Source organism: Methylophilus medardicus (genome assembly GCF_006363955.1).
GTDB lineage: Bacteria > Pseudomonadota > Gammaproteobacteria > Burkholderiales > Methylophilaceae > Methylophilus > Methylophilus medardensis.
Map to the genome: position 1 here is coordinate 950,773 of NZ_CP040948.1, position 22,341 is coordinate 973,113.

The window sequence follows — 22,341 nt, forward strand, 5'->3', positions numbered from 1 at the left end:
AAATCTGTAAGCACTGTCAAAAAGGCTACTTCGGTAGCCTTTTTGTTTGCCGCACATTTCTTCTGCACATTTTAATCCGCCGCCATAAAGCATTGCTGCTTTTCGGTATAATCGCCGGATGGCAGACGAACAACTCGAATTTTTAAAACTCCCTCCACATTCTATCGAAGCCGAGCAATCCGTGCTTGGTGGCTTGTTGCTCGACAACGAGGCCTTGGACAAGATCGCCGATATTTTGGCGTCTCAGGACTTTTATCAGCATGATCACAAGCTGATCTATCAACATATTACGAAACTGATCGAGCGCAACCAGCCGGCGGATATTGTGACGGTGGCTGAATCGCTTGAGAACAGTAACGAGTTGACCACCGTTGGTGGCGTCGCCTATTTGGGCGCATTGGCTCAAAATACTCCCACCGCCGCCAATATCCGTCGCTATGCCGAAATCGTGCATGAGCGTTATGTGATGCGTCAATTGGTCGCCGTGGGGACGGATATTGCAGAGAGCGCTTATCAACCCAATGGCCGCGATGCGCAGCAATTGCTAGATGAAGCTGAAGCTAAGATTTTTCAGATTGCCGAAGGCGGCAACCGCAAAAGCCAAGGTTTCTTGGGCATGCAAGTCCTGTTGCCGCAAGTAGCCGATCGGATCGACTACCTGTACTCGCGTGACAATCATTCGGATGTGACCGGTATCCCGACCGGATTCAGTGATCTCGATTCGATGACATCGGGCTTGCAGGGCGGCGATATGGTGATTATTGCCGGACGTCCCTCAATGGGTAAAACGGCTTTTGCGATTAACATTGCCGAAAACGTCGCGCTTGAAACCAATAAAGCGGTCGCCATTTTCTCAATGGAGATGGGCGCCACACAATTAACGACCCGGATGATCGGTTCGATTGGTCGCCTTGATCAGCATAAGATGCGTAACGGTAATCTCGAAGACGAAGACTGGGAAAAACTGACCACCGCATTGGGTAAATTAAACGAAGCGCCTATTTATATCGATGAAGGCGCTGGTTTGAGCAGCTTTGATGTGCGTGCGCGTGCGCGACGTTTGCACAGACAAACAGGTGAACTCGGGCTGATCGTGATCGACTATTTACAATTGATGACTTCGCCTGCGGGCCGTGCCGGTGAAAACCGGGCGACTGAGATTTCTGAAATTTCACGTTCGTTAAAAGCACTGGCTAAAGAGTTAAATGTGCCATTGATCGCCATTTCACAGCTCAATCGAAGTGTGGATCAACGTCCAGATAAACGGCCTGTGATGAGTGATTTGCGAGAGTCGGGTGCGATTGAGCAAGATGCGGACTTGATCATGTTTGTGTATCGTGACGAGTACTACAACCCGGATAGCGCTGAAAAAGGCACTGCCGAGATCATCATCGCCAAGCAGCGTAACGGCCCGATTGGCCGCGTGCGTTTGACCTTTATGGGTGCGCATACGCGTTTTGCCGATTATGCAAATGCATCGTATATGCCTGACGAGTATTAACCTAAACTCCCTTGCCAGATTTAAGCAGGCAAGTCGATATTTATAAAAGCGTGTTTTATGCGACCCATCGTTGCCCACATTCATTTACCTGCCTTGGCGCATAACTTAGCCCAAGTCCGCCGTTTGGCACCCCATGCGCAAGTGATGTCGGTGGTGAAGGCGAATGGCTATGGACATGGCCTACTGAATGTCGCGCAAGGGCTGCAGGCAACCGATGCATTTGCAGTGTTGAATGTCTCAGAAGCGATTGCGCTACGTGAGGCCGGCTACAAGCAGCCCATTTTATTATTAGAGGGCGTGTTTGCAGCAGAACAGTTGCAAGCAGTGGATCGCTATCGCCTCGACATCGTGGTGCATCACGCCGCACAGCTGGATTGGTTACAACAAGCCCAACTTAGCGTCCCCGTGCGCGTGTTCCTCAAACTCGATAGTGGCATGCACCGCTTGGGTTTTCAGCCTGCAGAGTATCCAAGCAAACTGGCGCAATTGGCGCAATGCGCCAACGTCAGTGAAATCGTACAAATGACGCATTTTGCTAACGCTGACCAAGCAGATGGGGTGTCAATCCCCATGCAAACCGTCACTGCGGTGATGGCCGGAAAACCCTACCAACGCTCCTTAGCCAACTCAGCTGCGGTGGTGCAACAGCCGCAGACCCATGCCGATTGGGTGCGCCCCGGCATCATGTTGTATGGCGCGACCCCGATCAATGATCGGTCTGCAGCATCATTGGGCTTGAAAGCGGTGATGATCCTGCAATCCGCACTCATCGGCGTTCAAGAGATTGCAGCAGGTGAGTCGGTGGGATATGGTAGCTTGTTCACTGCCGATAAGCCTATGCGAGTGGGCATCGTCGCTTGTGGCTATGCCGATGGCTACCCACGGCATGCGCCCACTGGAACGCCAATCGCGGTGCATGGCAAGCAGACGCGCACCCTAGGTCGCGTCTCCATGGATATGTTGGCCGTCGACATTACAGAGATCGACGAGGCACAGATCGGCAGTCCGGTGGAACTGTGGGGGGCACTGGTGCCCGTCGATGCGGTCGCGCAGGCAGCCGGTACTATCGGTTATGAGTTACTGTGTGCGGTGACAGCAAGGGTGGCGTTCAAGGTTTATGGCTAAAGCAAAAACACAATATACCTGTACCGAATGCGGCGCGGCCGAACCAAAATGGCAAGGGCAGTGCCCGAGTTGTCATGCCTGGAACACACTGGTTGAAAGTGTGCCGGAGACTGTCACACAAAGCCGGTTTGCCAGCTTGGCGCCCACCGCACAATTACAAAAGCTGGCAGAGGTCGAGGCGCAGGAAGTCTCGCGCCAACAGACGGGAATTGCCGAGTTTGACCGCGTGCTGGGTGGTGGTTTGGTCGCAGGCGGCGTGGTGCTGATCGGTGGCGATCCTGGGATTGGAAAATCCACCTTATTGCTGCAAACCGTGTGTAAGGTGTCGCAATCACTCAAAGCGTTTTATATCAGCGGTGAAGAATCTGCGCAGCAAATTGCGATGCGTGCGCAGCGTCTAGGCATGGATGCTAGCCAGGTGGATGTATTAGCCGAGATTAATCTTGAAAAGATCAGTCAGGTGTTGCAGCTGCATCACCCTGATGTGGTGGTGATCGATTCGATCCAAACCGTGTATTCAGAGGCCTTGCAATCGGCGCCCGGGTCGGTTGCACAGGTGCGCGAATGCAGCGCACAACTCACGCGGATCGCAAAACAACTTGGTATCAGTATGATTCTGGTTGGTCATGTGACCAAGGAAGGTTCCTTGGCCGGACCACGTGTGCTCGAGCACATTGTCGATAGCGTGCTCTACTTCGAGGGTGATCAGAATTCGAGTTTTCGGCTGATTCGTGCGTTTAAGAATCGCTTTGGTGCAGTCAATGAGCTGGGTGTGTTCGCGATGACTGAAAAAGGCTTGCGTGAGGTGAGTAACCCTTCCGCATTATTTTTGTCTCATCATGAGTCACCCGTGCCAGGGTCTTGTATCACCGTCACGCAAGAGGGCACCAGGCCTTTGCTGGTGGAGATTCAAGCCTTGGTGGATACGGCACATGCGCCAAATCCAAAACGACTTTGTGTCGGCCTGGAGCAGAATCGACTGGCCATGTTACTGGCGGTGCTGCATCGGCATGCCGGGGTGGCTTGCTATGACCAAGATGTATTTATCAACGCCGTAGGTGGTGTCAAAATTGGTGAGCCGGCAGTCGATTTGGCGGTGTTGCTGGCGATCGTGTCTTCACTCAAAAACAAACCCTTACCCAGCAAGCTAGTGGTATTCGGTGAGGTTGGCCTAGCGGGTGAAGTGCGCCCGGTGCAGCGTGGTCAGGAGCGATTGAAAGAAGCTGCCAAATTGGGATTTACGCATGCCATTATCCCCAAAGCCAACGCCCCCAAAGGCGGCGTTGCAGGCCTGCACATTGATGCCGTCGATCGTTTAGAACAAGCCATTGATATCTTACGCGGATAAAAAAATGGCAACGACTGCTGGGAGTGCAATCGTTGCCTGAGGGCGAGGCTGCCCAGAAGAGGAGGGGCAGCCACAGGGAAGCAGTCTTGCGTCTGTCATGACGCGTTTGATTAAAAAAATTCGTGTTGTGTTAGCGCATCGGTTTTCATTTTTTGTTTGTTTAGCGTTTTTTCTTCAGACCGCACTGAAATACGCGATAAGTTGGCGAGGCAGGCGCGTAAGGCCTGATCATCATTGGCTAATCGCACACAAGCCATCTGCTGATCGAGTTGTCTGATCACACGTTGCTTGTTCCGCATTAAATCTGCATACGGTTCAGTCGCTGGCATGTCTGAGGCAAAAATCGATATATTAGCGAGTAGGCCAGTAGTCATTAGGGCGGCATATTTCATGGCTTCACCTATTCGCTGTTTGATCATGTCGCTGTTTCATCATGGCTGCAGTATAAAAACCGAGGCGACGTTTGTCAGTTACAAACAGCTTGGGTTTTGTAGCGATTTGTAGCTAGTTGGATACAGGGGATGGAAAAGTGATGTGGGGCAACCAGCACATATTGTCATAAAAGCTTCATGCAACTAATGCTTAAAATTGACTGCCGAAATAACGTCAATAAACGAATCACATCTTTATGACAGCGGAATGACAGTCCCTCACCGTTGCTGCAGGAGCCAAAATAATGAAAAAAACGATTTCTGTTTTAGCCTTGATCGTCTCTGCTTGTGCCAGCGTCACCCCACAGCCTTACACGACCCAGCAGGGCAAGCTGGGCTATACACTGAGTTGCAGTGAATTCAATACTAGCCAGCAACAGTGCCAAGCCAAGGCGGGTGCGATGTGTGCAGCGGGGTACGTGGTGGATACGCAACGTAGCAGTCATGAGACCTTCCCGGATAGCGGAGATGGCATCTATCGGCCCGCTAACAATCATCTTGCGGTGATATGTAAAGATACGCCCCACTAGAGTAATTGATGCGTTAGTGCTGATCAATAATGGCTTGTGCAGCCGCATTGCCGCTGCGGATGGCGCCCTCGATGGTCGCCGGGTAAGGGCCTGCCACATAGTCCCCTGCCAGCAATAGGCGTGGATTGTCGGTCACAGTGGTTGGGCGAACCAGCGCGGGCGTGCAACTGAACGTTGCGCGTTTTTCGGTAATTACTTGCGTCCAATCTGGGCTGGACGATAACCTAATGTGATACTGAGACAAGGCGAGATTGAGCTCCGTAATGCATTGCGCAATCAGCGCTGGCTTGTCGCTCGTCAACGGCGGATGCGCACTGATCACTACCGCCAACAATCCAGCTTGACCACAGCACTGGCCGCGGTCGAAGACCCACTGCGCCAAGCCATGACACAGGCCCATAATCGGATAGGGTAGGCGGAGATCTGCACCGTATTGCAAATACACCGTCGTGATTGGTTGATAGGCAAGTGTTGGGGCAACGCTTATCCCTGCAATGGTTTTGAGTTGGTGCGGGCCTACTGCGACCACCACTGCGTCGAAGGTTTCACTGCCTTGTGACGTCGTGAGCGTGCAAGCCTGCTGTGTCGCTTCAATGGCGCTGACAGTGCTGCGCAACCGCACTTCGCCGCCTAGAAATGCAATGCGCCTTAGCAACGGCTGCACGAGTGCGCTGGATAAGTCTGATCTTAGTACCAAAAAATCACTGTCCTGACGTCGATGCTGAAAGCTGTCGCGTAAAACATTGAGAAATACCTGCGCGCTGGCCACGTCTATCGGCGTATTGAGGGCGGCTAGACACAGCGGCTCCCACAAGGTCTGGATCGCTAGTGCGGTTTGTTTGCCTTGTGTCAACAAAGCCTTAACAGTGCAGTCGCTCCCCAGTGTGAAGGCTTGTTTTTTTAATTGGTTCATCCAGCCAATTGCGCGCCATTTGCTCTGCCAGTCCAAGCCGCGTGCACTCAGCAATCCCCATAGCAAATGCAATGGGGCAGGCAACCAAGTTGGTGTTACCAGCGACATGCATTGCGGGCCGTTTTGCATTGGGTGATGCATGTGTAAGGCGAGTGGTAGGCGCATAAATACTTGTGTTGCATCCATGCCCGCGGCTTGCAATAAATGCAAGGTGTCGCGGTAGGCGCCTATGCACAGATGCTGACCGTTATCGAGCAAGTGGTTTGCATGCGTAACACCCCGTGCGCGGCCGCCAGCCTGTGCCGCAGCTTCAAATAGACATACCTGATAACCGTGTTGTAGTAATTTATGTGCGGCGGCAATGCCGGCTAATCCGGCACCAATCACGGCCACCCTGCGATTGGATAAACGTGTTGCGGTCATGATTAGCGATATTTCAACCACGCCCCCAGCGCCAGCTTCAGCTTTCTAAAGGGCGGTAACGCAATTTTATGGGTCAATACCAGATTGGGATCCTGCCGAATCTCTTGCAGCAGTGCCCGATAAATCGCCGCCATCATCAATCCGGGTAACTGTGATCGGTAGTCCAGTTTTGGCAACTGGTTGAGGGCTTTTTCATAAAACATCTCGGCCGATTCGATTTGCTTGAGAAGCAACGCTTGCGTTTGCGCGGATGGTTTGCTCGAGAGCAGTTGCGCTTCGGTCACGCCTGCGTGTTCGAGTGCATCCAGTGGAATATAGATACGCCCGCGCCGCGCGTCTTCGCCCACATCACGAATAATATTCGTTAATTGAAATGCCATCCCCAGATCATGCGCATATTCAAGCGTCGCGCGGTCTTTAAAGCCAAAAATCTGCGCAGAAAGTAGGCCGACCACACTGGCAACCCGGTAACAATACAAGGCCAGTTGTTCAAAGTCGGCATAGCGGTTGTATTGGGTATCCATGTGCATGCCATCAATGATCTCAATAAAATGCGCTTCTTTTAAATCGAAGGCACTGACCACTGGCCGCAAAGCTTGCGTCACTGGGTGTTGTGGCGTTTCATGGAATAAACGCTGAATCTCTTGTTTCCACCAGCTGAGTTTGGTCTGTGCAATCTGGTAGTCCGTGCATTCATCGACGACATCATCAACCTCGCGGCAGAATGCATACAATGCGGTCATCGCCTCACGTTTGTGTTTGGGCAAAAACATAAAACTTAGGGTGAAGCTAGAGCCACTCTCACGGGTTTTTTGTTGGCAATATTGTTGCGGGGTCATTTTTTAAACAGGGCTTTCAACAAAATAATCAGCCAGTCATAGGCTTTCAGGGTCGGGCGATGATGGTAGATATCACCACGACAATGTTTGAGTTTGTGCAGGATACGCTCACCGCCTGCAATCATCATGCGTAATTCAAAGCCAATTCGGCCGGGTAATGCACCGCCCAGCGGCTTGCCTGCCAATAACAAATGTTCTGCGCGCAGCACATTATGCAAGAAAAAATCTTGCCAAACGCCATCTTGGCGTTGCTGGCGTAAATCCTGCTCACTGATGCCGGCCGCTTGCATTTCGTCTTGTGCTAGGTAAATCCGTCCGATTTGACCATGTTTTTGGAGGTCGATGGCAATATCTTGATAGAAGTTAATCAGCTGTAAGGCGCTGCAAATCTGATCTGACCACACCTGATGTTGCGCAGTGTCGCTCGCATACAATTGCAACATGAGGCGACCCACCGGATTGGCAGATAGACGGCAATAGTCCATCACCTCATCGATGTTGGCATAGCGTGTTTTTACTACATCTTGTTTAAAGGCTTGGATTAAGTTCAGTAGCCATTGGGTGTCGAGGTTGTGTGTTCTCACCACCTGTTGCAAGGCAAAAAATAAGGGGCGTGACGGTTGAATATACGCTTGAATCAGTAGTAATTCGTCTTCGTAGCCCTGCAGGGCTTGTAATCGTGTGTGCTCATCAGCGTCGCCTTCATCGGCAATATCATCCGCTTCGCGTGCGAACTGATAAATCACGGTCACTGCCTCACGCAAATGCGCGGGCAACAGCAGAGAGGCCACTGGGAAGTTTTCGTAGTGTGTTTGTGCCAGCGTCAGGCTGGGTAACGGCTCTGCTGGCTTTGAAAAGGCGTACATGGCTTAAGTATGCCATAAATCCGTGATACGCTTACGCCTTGCGATTCAACAAGCAGTTAAAGCGCACTCAATGTGTGGAGGATAGAATGTTAGGCATTATTGGCGGTACCGGGCTCACAGCACTGGACAATTTGAACATCTCGAAACGCTTAATTGTGCGCACGCCCTATGGTGAACCATCACAGCCATTGGTGTTTGGTGAGATTAATGGCAAAGAAGTGGTTTTTTTAGCGCGACATGGTGGCGGACATACGATTCCGCCGCATGCAGTGAATTACCGGGCGAATATCTGGGCGCTGCATTCGGTGGGTGTGTGTGACTTGCTCGCAGTGGCCACTGTCGGCGGCATTGCCGCCACGCTAAAACCAGGTGATATTGTCTTGCCCAATCAGATCCTTGATTATACTTATGGCCGCAGCAATACCTACCATGATGGGATTGAGTTGCCGGTGCGACACATCGATTTTACCCAGCCTTATTCGCAAGCAATGCGTGAGCGCTGCCTGAAAGCCGCAGCCGACATCGGGGATGGCCTGATTGACGGCGGCGTCTATGCCAGTGTGCAGGGACCGCGTTTAGAGACTGCTGCGGAGATTAATCGCTACGAACGTGATGGCGCGACCATTGTGGGGATGACTGGCATGCCAGAGGCGGTGTTGGCACGGGAGTTAGGCGTGTCTTATGCGGCGATTTGCCCGGTGGCCAATTTTGCCGCCGGTCGCGGCGACAGCGCGCAGTCTATTCAGTTTGAACAAGTGATGCCTTTGCTTCAGCAAACCATGGATAAAGTGCGTGCGGTCATTGCACACTATTTGTCTGAACACGATGGCGCGGCCAGCTGACGCTCAGCGCTAACTAGGAGAGCTTATGGCAGTAAAGCCAGTGCTTAAAATGGGGGATCCGCTGCTATATCAGGTGGCTGAAAAGGTGACTGAATTTGATACCCCTGCGTTGCATGCCTTGATTCAAGATATGCAAGACACCATGCAACACATGCAGGGGGCCGGCATTGCTGCGCCGCAGATTGGTGTGAGTGTGCAAGTGGTGATATTTGGCGTGGGGGCTAATCCTCGCTACCCAGATGCCGAAGCGGTCCCGTTTACGATTTTGCTCAATCCTGAGCTCACCCCCCTAGGGGACACCATTGAAGACGGTTGGGAAGGTTGCCTGTCAGTGCCCGGCATGCGCGGTCTGGTGCCACGCTACCACGCGTTGCATTATCGAGGCGTTGATCCGCAAGGTAAGCCGATTGAACGCACCGTCAGTGGCTTTCATGCCCGAGTGGTGCAACATGAATGTGATCACTTATTTGGCATACTTTATCCAATGCGCATACGCGATCTAACAAAATTTGGCTTTAATGATGTACTTTTTCCTGGGTTGACCCTTCCAGATGACTGAATGTTTGTTATAATGCCCGTTTTCCGGAAGAGTGGCAGAGCGGTTTAATGCAACAGTCTTGAAAACTGTCGAGGGTTCACGCCCTCCGTGAGTTCGAATCTCACCTCTTCCGCCAAACATGAAATGCCGCAGTATTGCGGCATTTCTATTTGCAGCTTTCATTCATTTAAAGGAATCGTCATGACACAAATCATCATCGACCATAACCCATCAGAAGAAAAACTGAAGGAACTGGGCGTAAAAAGCTGGAACACATGGGATTGCGCACCTTCAAAATTCCCGTTGGACTTCACTGCGACTGAAAAAGCCTACGTGTTAGAAGGCGAATTTAAAGTAACGCCACAAGGCGGTGACACAGTCACTATCAAAGCTGGTGATTACGTTGAGTTTCCAAAAGGCCTGAAATCCCAGTGGGAAGTGGTCAAACAATTGAAAAAACACTACAAACATTTCTAATCGATTGTTGTCGTCTGTATTCAATTAAAAGCCCTGCATTGCAGGGCTTTTTGTTTTTCAGAGATACCATTACAGAGTGAAAAGCTTAAGCTGCTTAATACTAAACGCCATAAATCGCATAAGGTTTTAAGCACAAAGCCTCATTTTTCTCTAGTAAAGTCATCAATATCCACCTAAAATCTCACTTTGATTGAAAAATCAAAACGCCTTGGGGTGGCAACGCCTGAGATCTCACGCAAGTGAGGAACCCAATGAACCTGACCCAGATAATGCTGGCGTAGGGACAGGCAGAGCTTCTACAACGCAAATGTTTTTGATTTGTTGGGTTTCAACAAATCTATTCACGTCTTTGTCACTCTTCCCCTGTCCTTTTTATGTACGTTAATAGAAAGGATTTTCATGAAACCGATTTCAAAACCATTGTCTTTAATCGGCCTGCTACTCACCACGCCTGCGTTTGCCGCAGAGGACGATAAAAAAGCCGTTGAACTGTCTGAAGTGGTTGTAAGCGCCGACTTTCGTCCGAGCACCGCACAAAAAACGGCTGTCAGTCTGACCGAAATTAACAAAGAAACCATAGAATCACGCGGCGCGCAGCATCTCGAAGAAGTGTTGAATCTGGCCCCAAATGTCAATATATCAGCAGGGGCATCGAGAGGGCGCTTTTTTCAAATTCGTGGGATGGGCATACTCAGTCAATATGATAATCCCGTGAATCCATCCGTGGGTTTAATCATTGATGGTATCGACTTTAGCCGCTTGGGTGGCGCCGCGACCATGTTTGATATTGACGCGGTAGAAGTACTACAAGGGCCACAAGGCACTAAATTTGGCCCAAATGCGATCGCGGGCGCCATTACGATGCGCAGTGTCGAGCCGACTAAAGCATTTAAAATGCGGGCACAAGCGGGCATGGGTGAATATAACACCCTTAATCTTGGTGTGGCCGTTGGCGGGACTATTGTCGAAGATCAGTTACTCGGGCGCGCCTCGATTTACACACACAAATCTGATGGCTACATGCAAAACGACACATTGGGCCGTGATAACACGCAAAAACAGGATGAGTTAACGTTCCGAAGTAAGTTTAAGTTATTCGCGACGGAAGATTTAACTTTTGACTTCACCCTGATGCATGTGAATGTCGATAACGGCTATGACGCATTTACCTTGGATAACTCTAGACGTAGTCGGTCCAACCAACCTGGCGTCGACACGCAAAATACTAACGCTTTTGCCGTTAAAGCCAACTGGCAAGCCTCAGATGCTGTGATTATTCAATCAGAAGCCAGTTATTTGAATTCTTCATCCACCTACAGTTTTGATGGCGACTGGAGAACAGAGAATGACGGCGAGAAACATAACCGAGATCGCGATAACTACGCATTTGAGTTGCGCGCCTTGTCTGACAGCGCAGGGCGTATTTTTAACGGCTCTACAGATTGGACGGTGGGTGTATACCGGTTTGTGCAAGACGAAAAATTCAAATCTCGTTTGGACTATCGCAGTTTCGGGCCTAGCGAAATCACGCAGGTTGCCGGTAAATACAATACTGAAAATACCGCAGTATTTGGGCAACTAGATAGCCATTTATCCGATAAGTTGACGTTGATTTCGGGGTTGCGTGTTGAAGCTTTTAAGGCAGAATACGCCGATAGTGGTACGGTCAAGACAATCCCTAGCAGCGTGCGCAAGAACGTCAATGAAGTACTGCTCGGCGCAAAATTGGGTTTGAATTATCAGGCGAACGCCAATCAACTCCTCTACACCACCTTAACGCGCGGTTATAAGCCTGGCGGTATTAATAATAATGCTAATTTGCCACAAAACCAGAGAGAGTTTAATACGGAGTATATGTGGAACGTTGAAACAGGCCTGAAATCCAGTTGGCTCGATGGCTCTCTGATAACCAATCTGGCAGCTTTTTATGCCAAACGGTTGGATGCACAAACACAAAGCTCTACCTATACCCCCAATACGGGCAGTTTTATTGATTTTTATGACAATGCAGCCCGAGCAACACATCAAGGGCTTGAGGCCAGTATAGATTGGTTTATGACGGATCATTTCCGAGTCATGGGCTCATTGGGCTATCTGGATGCAAAATTTGATAGCTATCAGAATGCCAATCCGAGTGCTTATAACCCGGAAGGCCGCCAAGTCGCGCATGCGCCTAAATATACGGTGAATTTGGGTGCTGAGTTCTACGCAAGTGAAGCCTGGACGCTGCGTGCAAATGTCGAAGGCAAAGATGGCTTCTATTTTTCAGATAGCCATAATGCCCAATCCAATGGCTATGCTTTATTAAATGCCAGTGCTGATTATCGGTATGATAAACATTGGACAGTCCGCATATGGGCAAGAAATATGTTGGATAAAGACTATGCTACGCGTGGATTTTTCTTCCCCAACAATCCAGCTAATGGCTTTCTCATCAGTGAGAAATATGTTCAATATGGCGAGCCACGTGTCGCTGGGTTCACGGTGACTTACGATTATTAAAGCAAAAAGGGGCGTTCTGGCGCCTTTTTAATGCACTCAACACGGGAGTTTGTATGCGTATTTCAGTCGATATCAGTTTGTATCCCTTAACCGAGGGTTATGTAGAGCCTATTTTGGAGTTTATCAACAAGCTCGAAGCCAATCCAAATCTGGTGGTGAAGCGTAATAGCTTAGCGACCCAGGTGTTTGGCGCGTATCGCGACGTGATGGATTGTCTCGATGCAGAAATGGAGGCAGTATTTAATGCGCTGCCGCATAGTGTGTTTGTGATGAAGTTTATTGGCACCGACAGGGCGGATGTGGTCGATGTTTAAGCTTTTCACAGATCAACAATGCCGGTTTATCTCTGGGATCGTATTCACTTGTTGAGGGTTGGCAGGTCATGAATGCTATCGATTATCAGACGATTGTGACTGCATTTCATCAAATGTCCGGTTGGGAAATTGCCGCGGCAATGATGGGTGTGGCTTATATATTGCTGGCGGCAAAAACGTCGCAATGGTGCTGGCTGTTTGCCTTTTTAAGCACGCTGGTTTACACCGCGCTGTTTTGGGAGGGGCAGCTTCCCATGCAGGCGCTGCTTAACTTTTATTATATGGGGATGGCGATCTACGGGTTTTGGTTATGGCAGCAGCATGGCAAGCAAACTGAAACGTTGCGGATTAGCCGTTGGCCTTGGCTGTGGCATGTTGGTTTTATTGCCGTAGGGATCGTTGTGAGTGCTTTAGTGACTGCCTATTTGCAAAAAACCGGACAATCGCAAAGCCCGATGTTAGATGCCTATACCACGGTATTTTCTGTGATGAATACTTGGCTCATTGCCAGAAAGATTTTAGAAAACTGGCTATATTGGGTTGTGGTTGATGGGGCGGCGACCCTCCTGTACGTGCAAACAGGCTATTACGCAACCGCCGTTTTATTTGTTTTAAACACGATTCTGGCCCTGGTCGGCTTTATCAGTTGGGTAAAGCTTTACCGCCAACAAACGATGTCAATGGACAATTTGGTGATGCAAAAGGGATGAATTTTTTAAAGTTGCTGCATCCACTTTGCTAAGTTTGTTTCTCCCAGTATGTTCATCAAAAACAACAATAGCTGATAGCAGGCGGTTTCTTTCGTATGCGCAGGCCATCGATGGCTTTGCGTGTAATGCTGTTTAAAGATGACCAGTTGTGCGGGTGTGAATACATATTCGAGTAACAGTAAGTCTAGCGTACGCGGTGCAATCACAAACGCATCCAAATCAATGAGCGCCAGGGTATTGTCTTCTGAGCCACGAAATTGATCCCAGCGCAAATCCAGCATCATCGGCACAAATTGAGTTTCATGGATCTGGTCAATCTGCGCTAATGCTTTAATCAGCGTGGGTTCGGTCATCGACATCCCCTGTTTGTTGGCTAAAAAAACAAGGGTGTCATGTAAACGGCTTGCCCATGCTTCGGCAGTAAATACTGGCTTGTGCAGTGTGCCCCAATTCGAATAACTAGATTGATGCAATTTGGCGATATGTGCCGCTAACTGTACGACCCACTGCTCAGTGACGTGGTCTATGTCTTTTCCCTCTAAAAAACGGGTCAGGACGAATCGGTGAACACCGGCTGAAACAAATGCTGGCGTCTTAAGCGTACCGTTCTTCTCTAAAAAAACATGTGTTAAATGAATCTCGCCCAAGCTGGCTGGAAAATCAGCAGCAAATAAATGGTTTGCGCCGGACCAGAAAGCAGATTCGTCTATGGTTTTTTGATTGCAGACTTTAAGCACCATTTCACCTTGGGTGGTTTGGCAGGCAAAAAGCTGATGCGAACTATCCTCAAACCTGGCTTGAATGGATTCAGGTTCGGCAATCAGTGGCGGCAAACAGGCTTGTTCGGCGGCGGTGAGTAATGGATAGCTGAACATTTGAGCAGTGCGGGTTAAGGCGTCTGAAGGTTACAGCAACCTGCGCAAAGGCTTTATTAAAGCCGGCAGCGGACATGAGCAAGTTTTAAAGGGGCGGTTCACCAACCCATTTTTTTCAATTGGCGCGGTAAGCGCGTCGTTGCGATGCAGCCTACAGCTCATAAAGCGCTTGTTTAAGCAAAGCGATTTGCGCCTCAGGAATCATTTGACCATTGTGCGCAGAGATCAGAAAACTATCTTCAACGCGATTCCCCAACGTGTTGATTTTAGCATTGTGTAACTCAATGCCCAGTTGATGAAAGATCAGTGCCATGCTGGCCAGCAGGCCAGGCCTGTCGTTTGCGACAACATTCAGCTGCTGAAAGGTCAGCGCATGGTTATATTGACTGACCACGGGCTGCAGATGAATTTGGGTGGCAATCGGCATGTGTTTCACTTGCCGACTGACTCTGCCTCTAATCGGCGCTGGCATGCTGTCATGACCCAGTAACTTATCGTTGAGCCCTTGTTCAATATGCTTAAGTAAGCCGTTATAGCTGATCTGGCGTGTTTCAGGCTCAAGCACGATAAAGTTATCCAGCGCGTAGCCGTGTGCAGTCGTGTAAATCTTGGCCTGCACAATGTTGTATTGCATGCTGTCGAAAAAATGGCAGATGCGGGCAAAGATTTCCCGCTGATCACGGCTATAAATCATGACCTGAATGCCATCACCTTTGGGGCTCAAACGCGCGCGTACAATGGGTTTTGCAGATTGCTGGTGCGGCATCAGCAATCGGCTTTGCCAAGCAATTTCGTCACTGTCAAAGCGGCTAAAATAGCCGCCTCCAAATGCTTCCCATAACGGTTGCACTGACGATTCTTTTAAATTGAAACTGCTGAGCTTTTGTAATACTTCTTGTTTGCGCAAACGCAGCTGCGCCTCGGTATTGAGTGATTGTTGCAGCACACGACGCGTTTGCAGAAACAGACTTTCTAGCAGTTTGGCTTTCCATGCATTCCAGACATTGGGGCTGGTGCCGCGAATATCCGCCACTGTTAACAAATACAAAGCAGTGAGCCGATATTCTGATCCGACAAATTGTGCAAACGCTTCAATTACATCGGGGTCTGATAAGTCACTTTTTTGTGCCGTGCTCGATAGTTTTAAATGGGCTTCGACCAGCCATGCGACCAGGTCGATATCGGCTTTGGCGAGTCCTAGTGACCGACAAAAGCGTCTGGCATCGATGGTGCCTAATTGCGAATGATCGCCGCCGCGGCCTTTGGCGATATCATGAAAGATCGCAGCCAAATAGAGTAAATGTGGCTGGCTAAAGTCATTGAACAGTTGGCTGCATAACGGAAACTCATGTCGCAAATCTGGCTTGGCAAAGCGGCGTAAATTACGCAACACATTCAGGGTGTGTTCATCGACGGTGTAGACATGAAATAAATCATGCTGCATTTGCGCGATGACCCGGCCAAATACCGGAATGTAACGACCCAGAATGCCATATCGGTTCATGCGGCGCATGCCGCGATGGACGCCTTCGCGGCTTTGCAGAATCTGCAGAAATAGCGCTTTATGCGCGGCATTCTGTCTAAAACTGCGGTCAATTAATGGCTGCGCATCTTGCAATGCCCTCACGAGCGGCGCGCTAAAGCCAGTGATGGCGGGATGCTGCTGTAACAATTGAAAGCAGCGCAGGAGGGCGCCAGGTTTACGTTGAAACAAATCCGGCGTTTGTACACTTAACAAGCCTTGTGATAGCGTAAAGTCTTCGTCGATGACGGTGGGTGGCTCACTTGGCGGGTTCACCCGTGCATGCATACGTTTGAGCAGCACCTCGTTTTCAATGATGATGGCCCTGGCGCTGCGATAAAAGCCTTGCATCAGTTGCTCGCTGGCGCGTTTTTGCGGCGTGGTCTGATAGCCCATTTGTTCGGCCAGTGTGTTCTGAAAATCAAATACCAAACGATCTTCTCGGCGGTTGGCCAACAAGTGTAAGCGGATGCGCAAGTTGTGTAGCAAGCGCTCATGCTGCTTGAGTTGGTTGGCTTGGCTGCGACTCAACAGGCCAGCATCGACCAAGCCGCTCCAATCTTTCCCCAAGCCTTGGCTTTGGGCAACCCACAAAATCATATGTAAATCGCGTAGTCCGCCCGGACTCTCTTTGATATTGGGTTCTAGGTTATAGGCGGTATCATGAAATTTGGCGTGGCGAATTTGTTGCTCACGCAGCTTTTCGGCAAAAAAACGGCCTTGATCGAGTTGCGCTTGTAACGATTGCGTCAAGGCATTGAAAGTTGGGCGATGACCGGTCAGCCAGCGCGCCTCTAACAGATTGGTCATTATGGTGACGTCCAGCTTGGCTTCGTCCAGACACTCTTGCAGTGTCCTCACGCTGTGACCGATATTAAGCCCAATATCCCACAAGGTGCCAATCAGCGACTCCACTTCGGTTTGCAAGTCAGCATCACTGACTTCTGGCATCAAAATTAATAAATCAATGTCAGAGTGCGGAAACATCTCTCCCCGGCCATAGCCGCCAACGGCAATCAGGCTGACGCTGGCAGGCAGCGCGTAGCTGCGCCACAGGTCTCGCAACAGTTGATCCAAGACCCGCGTATGCTGTTGCAATAGCGTTTTGGCTTGTGGCTTAGCCAGATAGGCGTCGGCAATTTTTTGACGCGCCTGTTGTAGCGCATCACGCCAGTGTTTGAGCTGTTCCTTGCTGATCACGGTCATGTGGCAATGAACCTCAATGCTAGCGTCAATTACAGGGTTGGTCGTGCTGGTGTGCCAGCAGACACGGTCATGATTTCAAAGCCATCTTCGGTGACCAATACGGTGTGCTCCCATTGCGCAGACAAACTGCGGTCTTTGGTGACCACGGTCCAACCATCGGGCATGAATTTGATCTCGCGGCGGCCAGCGTTGATCATGGGTTCGATGGTGAAAATCATCCCGGCTTTGAGGGGCAGGCCAGCGCCGGCTTTGCCATAATGTAGCACTTGTGGTTCGCAATGAAATTTTTTGCCAATGCCGTGGCCGCAGAACTCACGCACGATACTGTAGCCATTTTTTTCGGCAAACGATTGAATGGCATAGCCAATATCGCCCAGCGTGTTACCAGGTTTGACTTGTTCTATGCCGCGCCACATGGCCTGATAAGTGAGATCGCACAAGCGTTTGGCTTGTGGTGATACCGCACCCACTAGGAACATCCGCGAGGTGTCGCCGTGGTAGCCGTCTTTGATGACTGTGATATCGAGATTCACAATATCGCCCGCCTTTAGCGCTTTCTCACTCGGCACCCCATGGCAAATTTGTTGATTAATTGAGGTGCAGATCGACTTTGGATAAGGCGTATGGCCGTCGGGCGCGTAATTCAGCGGCGCGGGAATGGCTTGCTGCACGTTTACGATGTAATCGTGGCACAGCTGGTCCAGTTGATTGGTGGTGACCCCTGGAACGACAAACGGGCTGATGTAATCAAGCACCTCTGAGGCCAGGCGGCCAGCGATGCGCATTTTTTCAATTTCTTCGGGAGTGTGCAGAATAATCGCCATAGGCCAGATGACTTTCAAAACCTGGTGACAAAACACCAAAGCTTGGGAATCAATAACTAAAATTGCATTCTAACATAGGCAATTATGCGGTATCACTAAAGTCGTGGGCCTTTTATGCCGATAACACGGATATGCCGTAAAAAAACAAACAGGCGTTTAAATCTGCGATTGATTACGGCATCGCATTTGGCCGCGATGTTTTATACTCGGCCGCAACAATGAAGCTGGAGCGAACACATGGTGACACTCACCGAAGCTAGGGCCAACCGAACCGTCAAAGACTGGGTCGCTTTTTTAAAGCAGGCGGATACGCCGGTATTGCGCCAAACGGCTAGAGAGTTAGCACAGTTGCGCGAGCGTGAGGAAGAGACAGGCGCCCGCGACATCACCCGAGTGGTGATCAATGATCCGCTGATGGTGTTCAAGGTGTTGACCTATGCCAATAATCACCGCAGCCGTCATCAGTTGCAAGACCTGGTGCAGGTAGAACAGGCCCTGATGATGATGGGCAGCAGCACGTTTTTCGAGCAGATTCCAACCGAGCGCCATGTCGAGGATGTGCTGAATCAGCATGTGCCAGCGCTGATCGACCTCTTAAAGCTGATGGTGCGCGCACATCGCGCCGGCTATTTTGCCGCAGAGTTTGCCGCGCATCTGATGGACTTGCATGCAGAAGAAGTGCGTGTTGCGGCCTCACTGTATGATTTTGCTGAGATGCTGATGTGGTGCTTTTATCCAGAGGCCATGGACGAGATCAGTCAGCGCCAATCTGCGGATAAAACTTTACGCAGTCGAGTGGTGCAGCAAGAAGTGCTGGGGTTTCGGTTGTTAGACTTGCAAGCGGAGCTCGTGAGAGCTTTTAATCTGCCAGCGCTATTAAATGACTTAATGGACGAGCAACGCGCCCATTTGCCGAGGGTACGCAATGTGCAGTTGGCGGTGAATCTTGCCCGGCATTCAGCGGACGGTTGGGACAATGCGGCGTTGCCGGACGACTATAAAGACATTGCGCAGTTGCTACATGTGGATGTAGATCGCGTGCGACATATTGTCGGTGTGCCGCAGTCGCGCAGCTAAACCGTCAGTGCTCGATTGCACGTTGGGCTAAGCAATCGGTAATCGCTTGGTGGACTTCATCAATCACCTGTTCCCAAGGTTGATTCAGTGCTTGCCTGAACAGTCGCATCCCGGGATACCAAGGGCTATCCTCACGGGTCTGCAACCAGCGAAAATGCGCTTGATGCGGCAATAGCAACCAGACGCGTTTCCCTAATGCCGCGGCCAAATGTGCGACCGCAGTATCCACAGAAATCACTAAATCCATCTGCATAATCAGCCCGGCCGTATCAGTGAAATTGGTCAGTGCCGGATGATGACACTCCAGCATTGGGAAACGCTTGAGCATAATGTGGTCTTCCCGGCGAAACTCCTTTTGCAAACTGTGCCATTCCACCTCCATTTGCAGCAATGGCGCCATCAGGTAGAGCGGGATACTCCGTCGTTTGTCATATTTATTGTCTGCATCGCCACACCAGTTGAGTCCAATGCGCAGGCGTCTGGTCGGCCCCAGCAACTGCTGCCAAGGTGCGCTATAGCGGGCATCGATGGCAAGGTAAGGCAGACTCGCCGGGATCGTGTCTGGCCGCGTTTTAAATACGGCTGGTAGGCTCAGCATCGGGCAATACACATCAAAATGCGGCAACGGTCGGCCATCTTTGCAAATGACCAAGATGGCTGCATCCTGCGCCCAAAATGCATGCAGCAGATCAAACAGCGCCTCAGGCACCGCGACAATAATCTGATTGGGTTTGAAGGTTTTGATCAATGGGAGGTAGCGGCAATACTGCAAGGTGTCGCTTAAACTCATCTCAGCCAGAATCAGAATCGTTTTACCCACCAGCGAGCCGGTCTCTCGCCACAAGGCCTCGGCAGGCAGCGATGGCTTTTCAGGCAATATTTGAAAACGCGATGCGTACATCGGCCAGCCGTCGTCGTATTCGCCGCGGGCCAGTTTTAACATGCTTAGATAATATTGCGCCTGTGCATGGTGGGGGGCATGTTGCAACGCCGACTCTAGGCAGGTGTAAGACTCCTCGGCATCCCCATTTTCAAACAGCGCTAAGCCCAAATTACAATGGGCGGACGCATAGCCCGGGTTTAATTGCAGTGCTTGCCTGAAATCTGCAATCGCGGCCGGATACTGGCCGAGTTGACACAGCACGACGCCACGGTTGTTGTAGGGAGCCGGTAAGTTGGGCTGGTGTGCAATGGCCTCATCAAAGCTGGCCAAAGCGGCCTGTGTATTGCCTTGTTGTTGCAAAATGAGTGCACGTTGATGATAGGCCTCGGCAAAGGTAGGCTGAATATCAATGGCACGCTGCATACATTGCAAAGCCTCATCCGTGGCCTGCAATTGCTGGCAAAGCACCCCTAGTCGATATTGGAATTGCGCATGTTCAGGATGGGCGATAATCGCTTGTCTGAGCATGTTGGCGGCCTGTGACTGCTGTTGTGTTTGCAGCATTAGGTCGACACACTCGGTAAAGGCTTGAATCAGTTGCGGCGCTAATTTGGTTGCTGTGCGCAGCCGTAAAATGGCTTCTTGGGTGCGGCCGAGATTTCTCAGCGCCCGCGCATCCAGAAAATATAATTGGGCCTGCTTGGGATCCAGCGCAATGGCTTGTTTGTAAGATTCATGGGCGGCTTTGAATTGCTGCGTGCGCATGTGCAGATTGGCCAATTGTAGACGCAACTCTAACAGCGTCGGCTGCAGACTGATGGCTTGCAGAAAATACTGCTCTGCCGCATGAAACTCTTCATTTTGCAGCATAATGCTGGCCAGCTTTTGGTAGGCATCCCAACGTTGCGGGTCATGCGCAATCAGTTTGAGTAGTTTTGCAATGGCTTCATTATTCATAGGAGTGACTGCAACACTTCAGACGTTTGCGTGTGACCTTAAATTGACAGATGGCGGATTAAGGTACAATAAGCAGCTGAATGCGTCAACGACCAAACGGTCATCAGACCAAACTTTAAGTCACTGCCGGTGTAGAGAGGAAAGCAAATAATGCTCATCAAATTGATCATGTACGGACTGTTATTATGGCTGGCCGTTTGGGGGTATCGTCAATATCAGCAGCCTTCGACACGCGTTAGTGTCGGCATGAAAGCACCGGACTTTAACCTGCCTGACGCGACTGGCAATGTCCGTCGTTTGGCCGATTGGCAAGGCAAGTGGCTGGTGCTGTATTTTTATCCCAAAGATGACACGCCGGGTTGTACGCGCGAGGCTTGTCACTTTAGGGACGATATTCAACAGATTCATGCCCTAGGCGCAGAGGTGATCGGCATCAGCGTAGACACCGTTGCCAGCCATGCCAAATTTGCGCAAAAGCACCGCTTATCTTTTCCATTGCTGGCGGATAGTAATGGTCAGGTCGCCGACACCTATGGCGCATTGTTGAACTTAGGCGTGTTTCAAGCGGCCAAACGGATGACTTTTATCATCGACCCGCAAGGGATGGTCGCGCAGACCTACAGCAACGTCAATCCAGATGGCCATAGTCAGGCGATTATTGACGACCTCAAACGATTGTCAGCATTTTAAAAGGCGAGGTTATGCAAGCACTCTCTCTGATTGTGGCGCATGCGGATCACCAGGTGATCGGCCACAACAATCAATTACCATGGCATCTGCCCGAAGACCTCAAGCGGTTTAAACAACTAACCATGGGCCATCACATCATCATGGGTCGCAAAACCTTTGAATCTCTTGGGCGTTTGCTGCCCGGTCGCACTTCTGTGATTGTGACGCGCGACGCTGCCTATGCCGTGGCAGGCGCCAAAATTGCCCACTCATTACCGGAGGCGTTGGCGGCGTGTGCTGGAGATGATGAGCCCTTTTTAATCGGTGGGGCAGAGCTCTACGCGCAAGGGCTGGCTTATGTCACGCGCCTGTACATCACGCGCGTCAAGGCGCAGGTGGAAGGGGATGCGTTTTTTCCTGAGATGAACATGCATGAGTGGGTATTGCAAAGCGAGGAGAGTCATACCTCGGGCAATGGCTTGCAGTATAGTGATCTGGTTTATCAGCGTCGCTGATTTGGATGATTTGACCAGACAGATATAGTCTTAAAAAAGTCATTTTTTAATGGGGGTGTTGATGCATTGCTTTTCGCCTTTTCGGCGAGTTACTTTTTTTGCTTGCTCAAAGAATAAGTCACCAAAAGAAACGCACCCCAGCTTCCGCTTTTAACCTGTGCTACTCGGTTTGCCGGGCGTCCATCGAAACTCGCCCTGACAAGCTACACAAGACGTGGCTTGCTGGGTGCGCAAGCCGCCAGAGCGAGTTCCGATGGGCGCCCATTTTGACGCGCAGCGCAAGGAAGGCGAAGGCCGTGATGCCTGGGTGTCTTCCTCTTTGGTTACTTGTCTTAAGGACAAGCGCCAGAGAGTGCCTCGCCTAGAGGGGCGAAAAGCAAGAATGCATGTAATCGCAACGGCCCTAAAAACAAAAAAGGGAACGCTTTGGCGTTCCCTCATGCCGCATTACTAG

At 50.5% G+C, this 22,341-nt stretch carries 21 protein-coding genes, 1 tRNA gene and 1 riboswitch; of the genes, 14 read left to right on the forward strand and 8 right to left on the reverse strand.

The window, feature by feature from the left end:
• The first annotated feature begins 118 nt into the window (after window positions 1–118).
• From dnaB to radA, 3 genes are read left to right on the forward strand one after another with little or no spacing between them, the layout of a single operon-like run.
• Entirely contained in the window at window positions 119–1,501 is a 1,383-nt protein-coding gene (gene dnaB / locus FIT99_RS04735; protein ID WP_140003238.1) for a replicative DNA helicase, read from the forward strand.
• 57 nt (window positions 1,502–1,558) lie between these two features.
• Window positions 1,559–2,626 carry an alanine racemase gene (gene alr, locus FIT99_RS04740; RefSeq protein ID WP_140003239.1) on the forward strand — a complete coding sequence of 356 codons (1,068 nt, stop codon included), beginning with the start codon at window positions 1,559–1,561 and terminating at the stop codon, window positions 2,624–2,626.
• Entirely contained in the window at window positions 2,619–3,974 is a 1,356-nt protein-coding gene (gene radA, locus FIT99_RS04745; protein WP_140003240.1) for a DNA repair protein RadA, read from the forward strand. The genes alr and radA overlap by 8 nt, the downstream gene beginning before the upstream one ends.
• 110 nt (window positions 3,975–4,084) lie before the next feature.
• Here radA and FIT99_RS04750 read toward each other — a convergent pair whose 3' ends face one another.
• Entirely contained in the window at window positions 4,085–4,366 is a 282-nt protein-coding gene (locus FIT99_RS04750; RefSeq protein ID WP_140003241.1) for a hypothetical protein, read from the reverse strand.
• Between the two features lie 284 nt (window positions 4,367–4,650).
• Here FIT99_RS04750 and FIT99_RS04755 point away from each other — a divergent pair, with 284 nt between their 5' ends.
• Window positions 4,651–4,935, forward strand: a complete 285-nt coding sequence (locus tag FIT99_RS04755; protein ID WP_140003242.1) for a hypothetical protein — start codon at window positions 4,651–4,653, stop codon at window positions 4,933–4,935.
• Between the two features lie 13 nt (window positions 4,936–4,948).
• On the opposite strand, the gene hpnE is transcribed toward FIT99_RS04755, so the two are convergent.
• Genes hpnE through hpnC form a run of 3 tightly spaced genes read right to left on the reverse strand, consistent with a single transcriptional unit; the run spans window position 4,949 to window position 7,976 of the window.
• Window positions 4,949–6,271 (reverse strand): hydroxysqualene dehydroxylase HpnE, encoded by a 1,323-nt coding sequence (gene hpnE / locus FIT99_RS04760; RefSeq protein ID WP_140003243.1) that lies wholly within the window; start codon window positions 6,269–6,271, stop codon window positions 4,949–4,951.
• 2 nt (window positions 6,272–6,273) lie between these two features.
• A complete protein-coding gene (hpnD, locus tag FIT99_RS04765; protein WP_140003244.1) occupies window positions 6,274–7,110 on the reverse strand; it encodes a presqualene diphosphate synthase HpnD in 837 nt (278 codons plus the stop codon).
• Window positions 7,107–7,976, reverse strand: coding sequence for a squalene synthase HpnC (hpnC, locus tag FIT99_RS04770; RefSeq protein WP_140003245.1), 870 nt, complete (start codon window positions 7,974–7,976; stop codon window positions 7,107–7,109). The genes hpnD and hpnC overlap by 4 nt, the downstream gene beginning before the upstream one ends.
• An 86-nt stretch (window positions 7,977–8,062) precedes the next feature.
• Between hpnC and FIT99_RS04775 the strand changes: the two genes are divergently transcribed.
• The 7 genes from FIT99_RS04775 to pnuC all read left to right on the forward strand — a co-directional run bounded on the left by FIT99_RS04775 (window position 8,063) and on the right by pnuC (window position 13,359).
• On the forward strand, window positions 8,063–8,818 hold the full coding sequence (locus FIT99_RS04775; protein WP_140003246.1) for an S-methyl-5'-thioinosine phosphorylase: 756 nt from the start codon (window positions 8,063–8,065) through the stop codon (window positions 8,816–8,818).
• A 25-nt stretch (window positions 8,819–8,843) separates the two neighbouring features.
• Complete coding sequence (gene def, locus FIT99_RS04780; protein WP_140003247.1) at window positions 8,844–9,377, forward strand: peptide deformylase; 534 nt, start codon at window positions 8,844–8,846, stop codon at window positions 9,375–9,377.
• 25 nt (window positions 9,378–9,402) lie between these two features.
• Window positions 9,403–9,492, forward strand: a tRNA-Ser gene (locus tag FIT99_RS04785).
• A gap of 65 nt (window positions 9,493–9,557) precedes the next feature.
• Complete coding sequence (locus FIT99_RS04790; RefSeq protein WP_019881932.1) at window positions 9,558–9,833, forward strand: cupin domain-containing protein; 276 nt, start codon at window positions 9,558–9,560, stop codon at window positions 9,831–9,833.
• Window positions 9,834–10,032: 199 nt separating this feature from the next.
• Window positions 10,033–10,135, forward strand: a riboswitch (TPP riboswitch).
• Between the two features lie 97 nt (window positions 10,136–10,232).
• Window positions 10,233–12,335, forward strand: a complete 2,103-nt coding sequence (locus FIT99_RS04795) for a TonB-dependent receptor (protein ID WP_140003248.1) — start codon at window positions 10,233–10,235, stop codon at window positions 12,333–12,335.
• 53 nt (window positions 12,336–12,388) lie between these two features.
• Window positions 12,389–12,649, forward strand: coding sequence for a YkoF family thiamine/hydroxymethylpyrimidine-binding protein (locus FIT99_RS04800; RefSeq protein WP_140003249.1), 261 nt, complete (start codon window positions 12,389–12,391; stop codon window positions 12,647–12,649).
• A 68-nt stretch (window positions 12,650–12,717) separates the two neighbouring features.
• Window positions 12,718–13,359, forward strand: coding sequence for a nicotinamide riboside transporter PnuC (gene pnuC, locus FIT99_RS04805; protein WP_140003250.1), 642 nt, complete (start codon window positions 12,718–12,720; stop codon window positions 13,357–13,359).
• Between the two features lie 5 nt (window positions 13,360–13,364).
• Here pnuC and FIT99_RS04810 read toward each other — a convergent pair whose 3' ends face one another.
• The 3 genes from FIT99_RS04810 to map all read right to left on the reverse strand — a co-directional run bounded on the left by FIT99_RS04810 (window position 13,365) and on the right by map (window position 17,786).
• Window positions 13,365–14,234, reverse strand: a complete 870-nt coding sequence (locus FIT99_RS04810) for an aminoglycoside phosphotransferase/kinase family protein (protein WP_140003251.1) — start codon at window positions 14,232–14,234, stop codon at window positions 13,365–13,367.
• A gap of 151 nt (window positions 14,235–14,385) precedes the next feature.
• Window positions 14,386–16,962, reverse strand: a complete 2,577-nt coding sequence (locus FIT99_RS04815; protein WP_140003252.1) for a [protein-PII] uridylyltransferase — start codon at window positions 16,960–16,962, stop codon at window positions 14,386–14,388.
• A 29-nt stretch (window positions 16,963–16,991) separates the two neighbouring features.
• On the reverse strand, window positions 16,992–17,786 hold the full coding sequence (gene map / locus FIT99_RS04820; RefSeq protein ID WP_140003253.1) for a type I methionyl aminopeptidase: 795 nt from the start codon (window positions 17,784–17,786) through the stop codon (window positions 16,992–16,994).
• Between the two features lie 237 nt (window positions 17,787–18,023).
• On the opposite strand from map, the gene FIT99_RS04825 reads away from it, so the two are divergent.
• Window positions 18,024–18,863 (forward strand): HDOD domain-containing protein, encoded by an 840-nt coding sequence (locus FIT99_RS04825; protein WP_140003254.1) that lies wholly within the window; start codon window positions 18,024–18,026, stop codon window positions 18,861–18,863.
• A 4-nt stretch (window positions 18,864–18,867) separates the two neighbouring features.
• Here FIT99_RS04825 and FIT99_RS04830 read toward each other — a convergent pair whose 3' ends face one another.
• Window positions 18,868–20,703, reverse strand: coding sequence for a tetratricopeptide repeat protein (locus tag FIT99_RS04830; RefSeq protein WP_140003255.1), 1,836 nt, complete (start codon window positions 20,701–20,703; stop codon window positions 18,868–18,870).
• Window positions 20,704–20,853: 150 nt separating this feature from the next.
• On the opposite strand from FIT99_RS04830, the gene FIT99_RS04835 reads away from it, so the two are divergent.
• Together FIT99_RS04835 and FIT99_RS04840 are read left to right on the forward strand one after the other, a co-directional pair.
• The gene (locus FIT99_RS04835; RefSeq protein WP_140003256.1) at window positions 20,854–21,393 is read left to right on the forward strand and encodes a peroxiredoxin; all 540 of its coding nucleotides are present in this window, start codon (window positions 20,854–20,856) and stop codon (window positions 21,391–21,393) included.
• 11 nt (window positions 21,394–21,404) lie between these two features.
• Window positions 21,405–21,887, forward strand: a complete 483-nt coding sequence (locus FIT99_RS04840) for a dihydrofolate reductase (RefSeq protein WP_140003257.1) — start codon at window positions 21,405–21,407, stop codon at window positions 21,885–21,887.
• Window positions 21,888–22,341 lie beyond the last annotated feature (454 nt).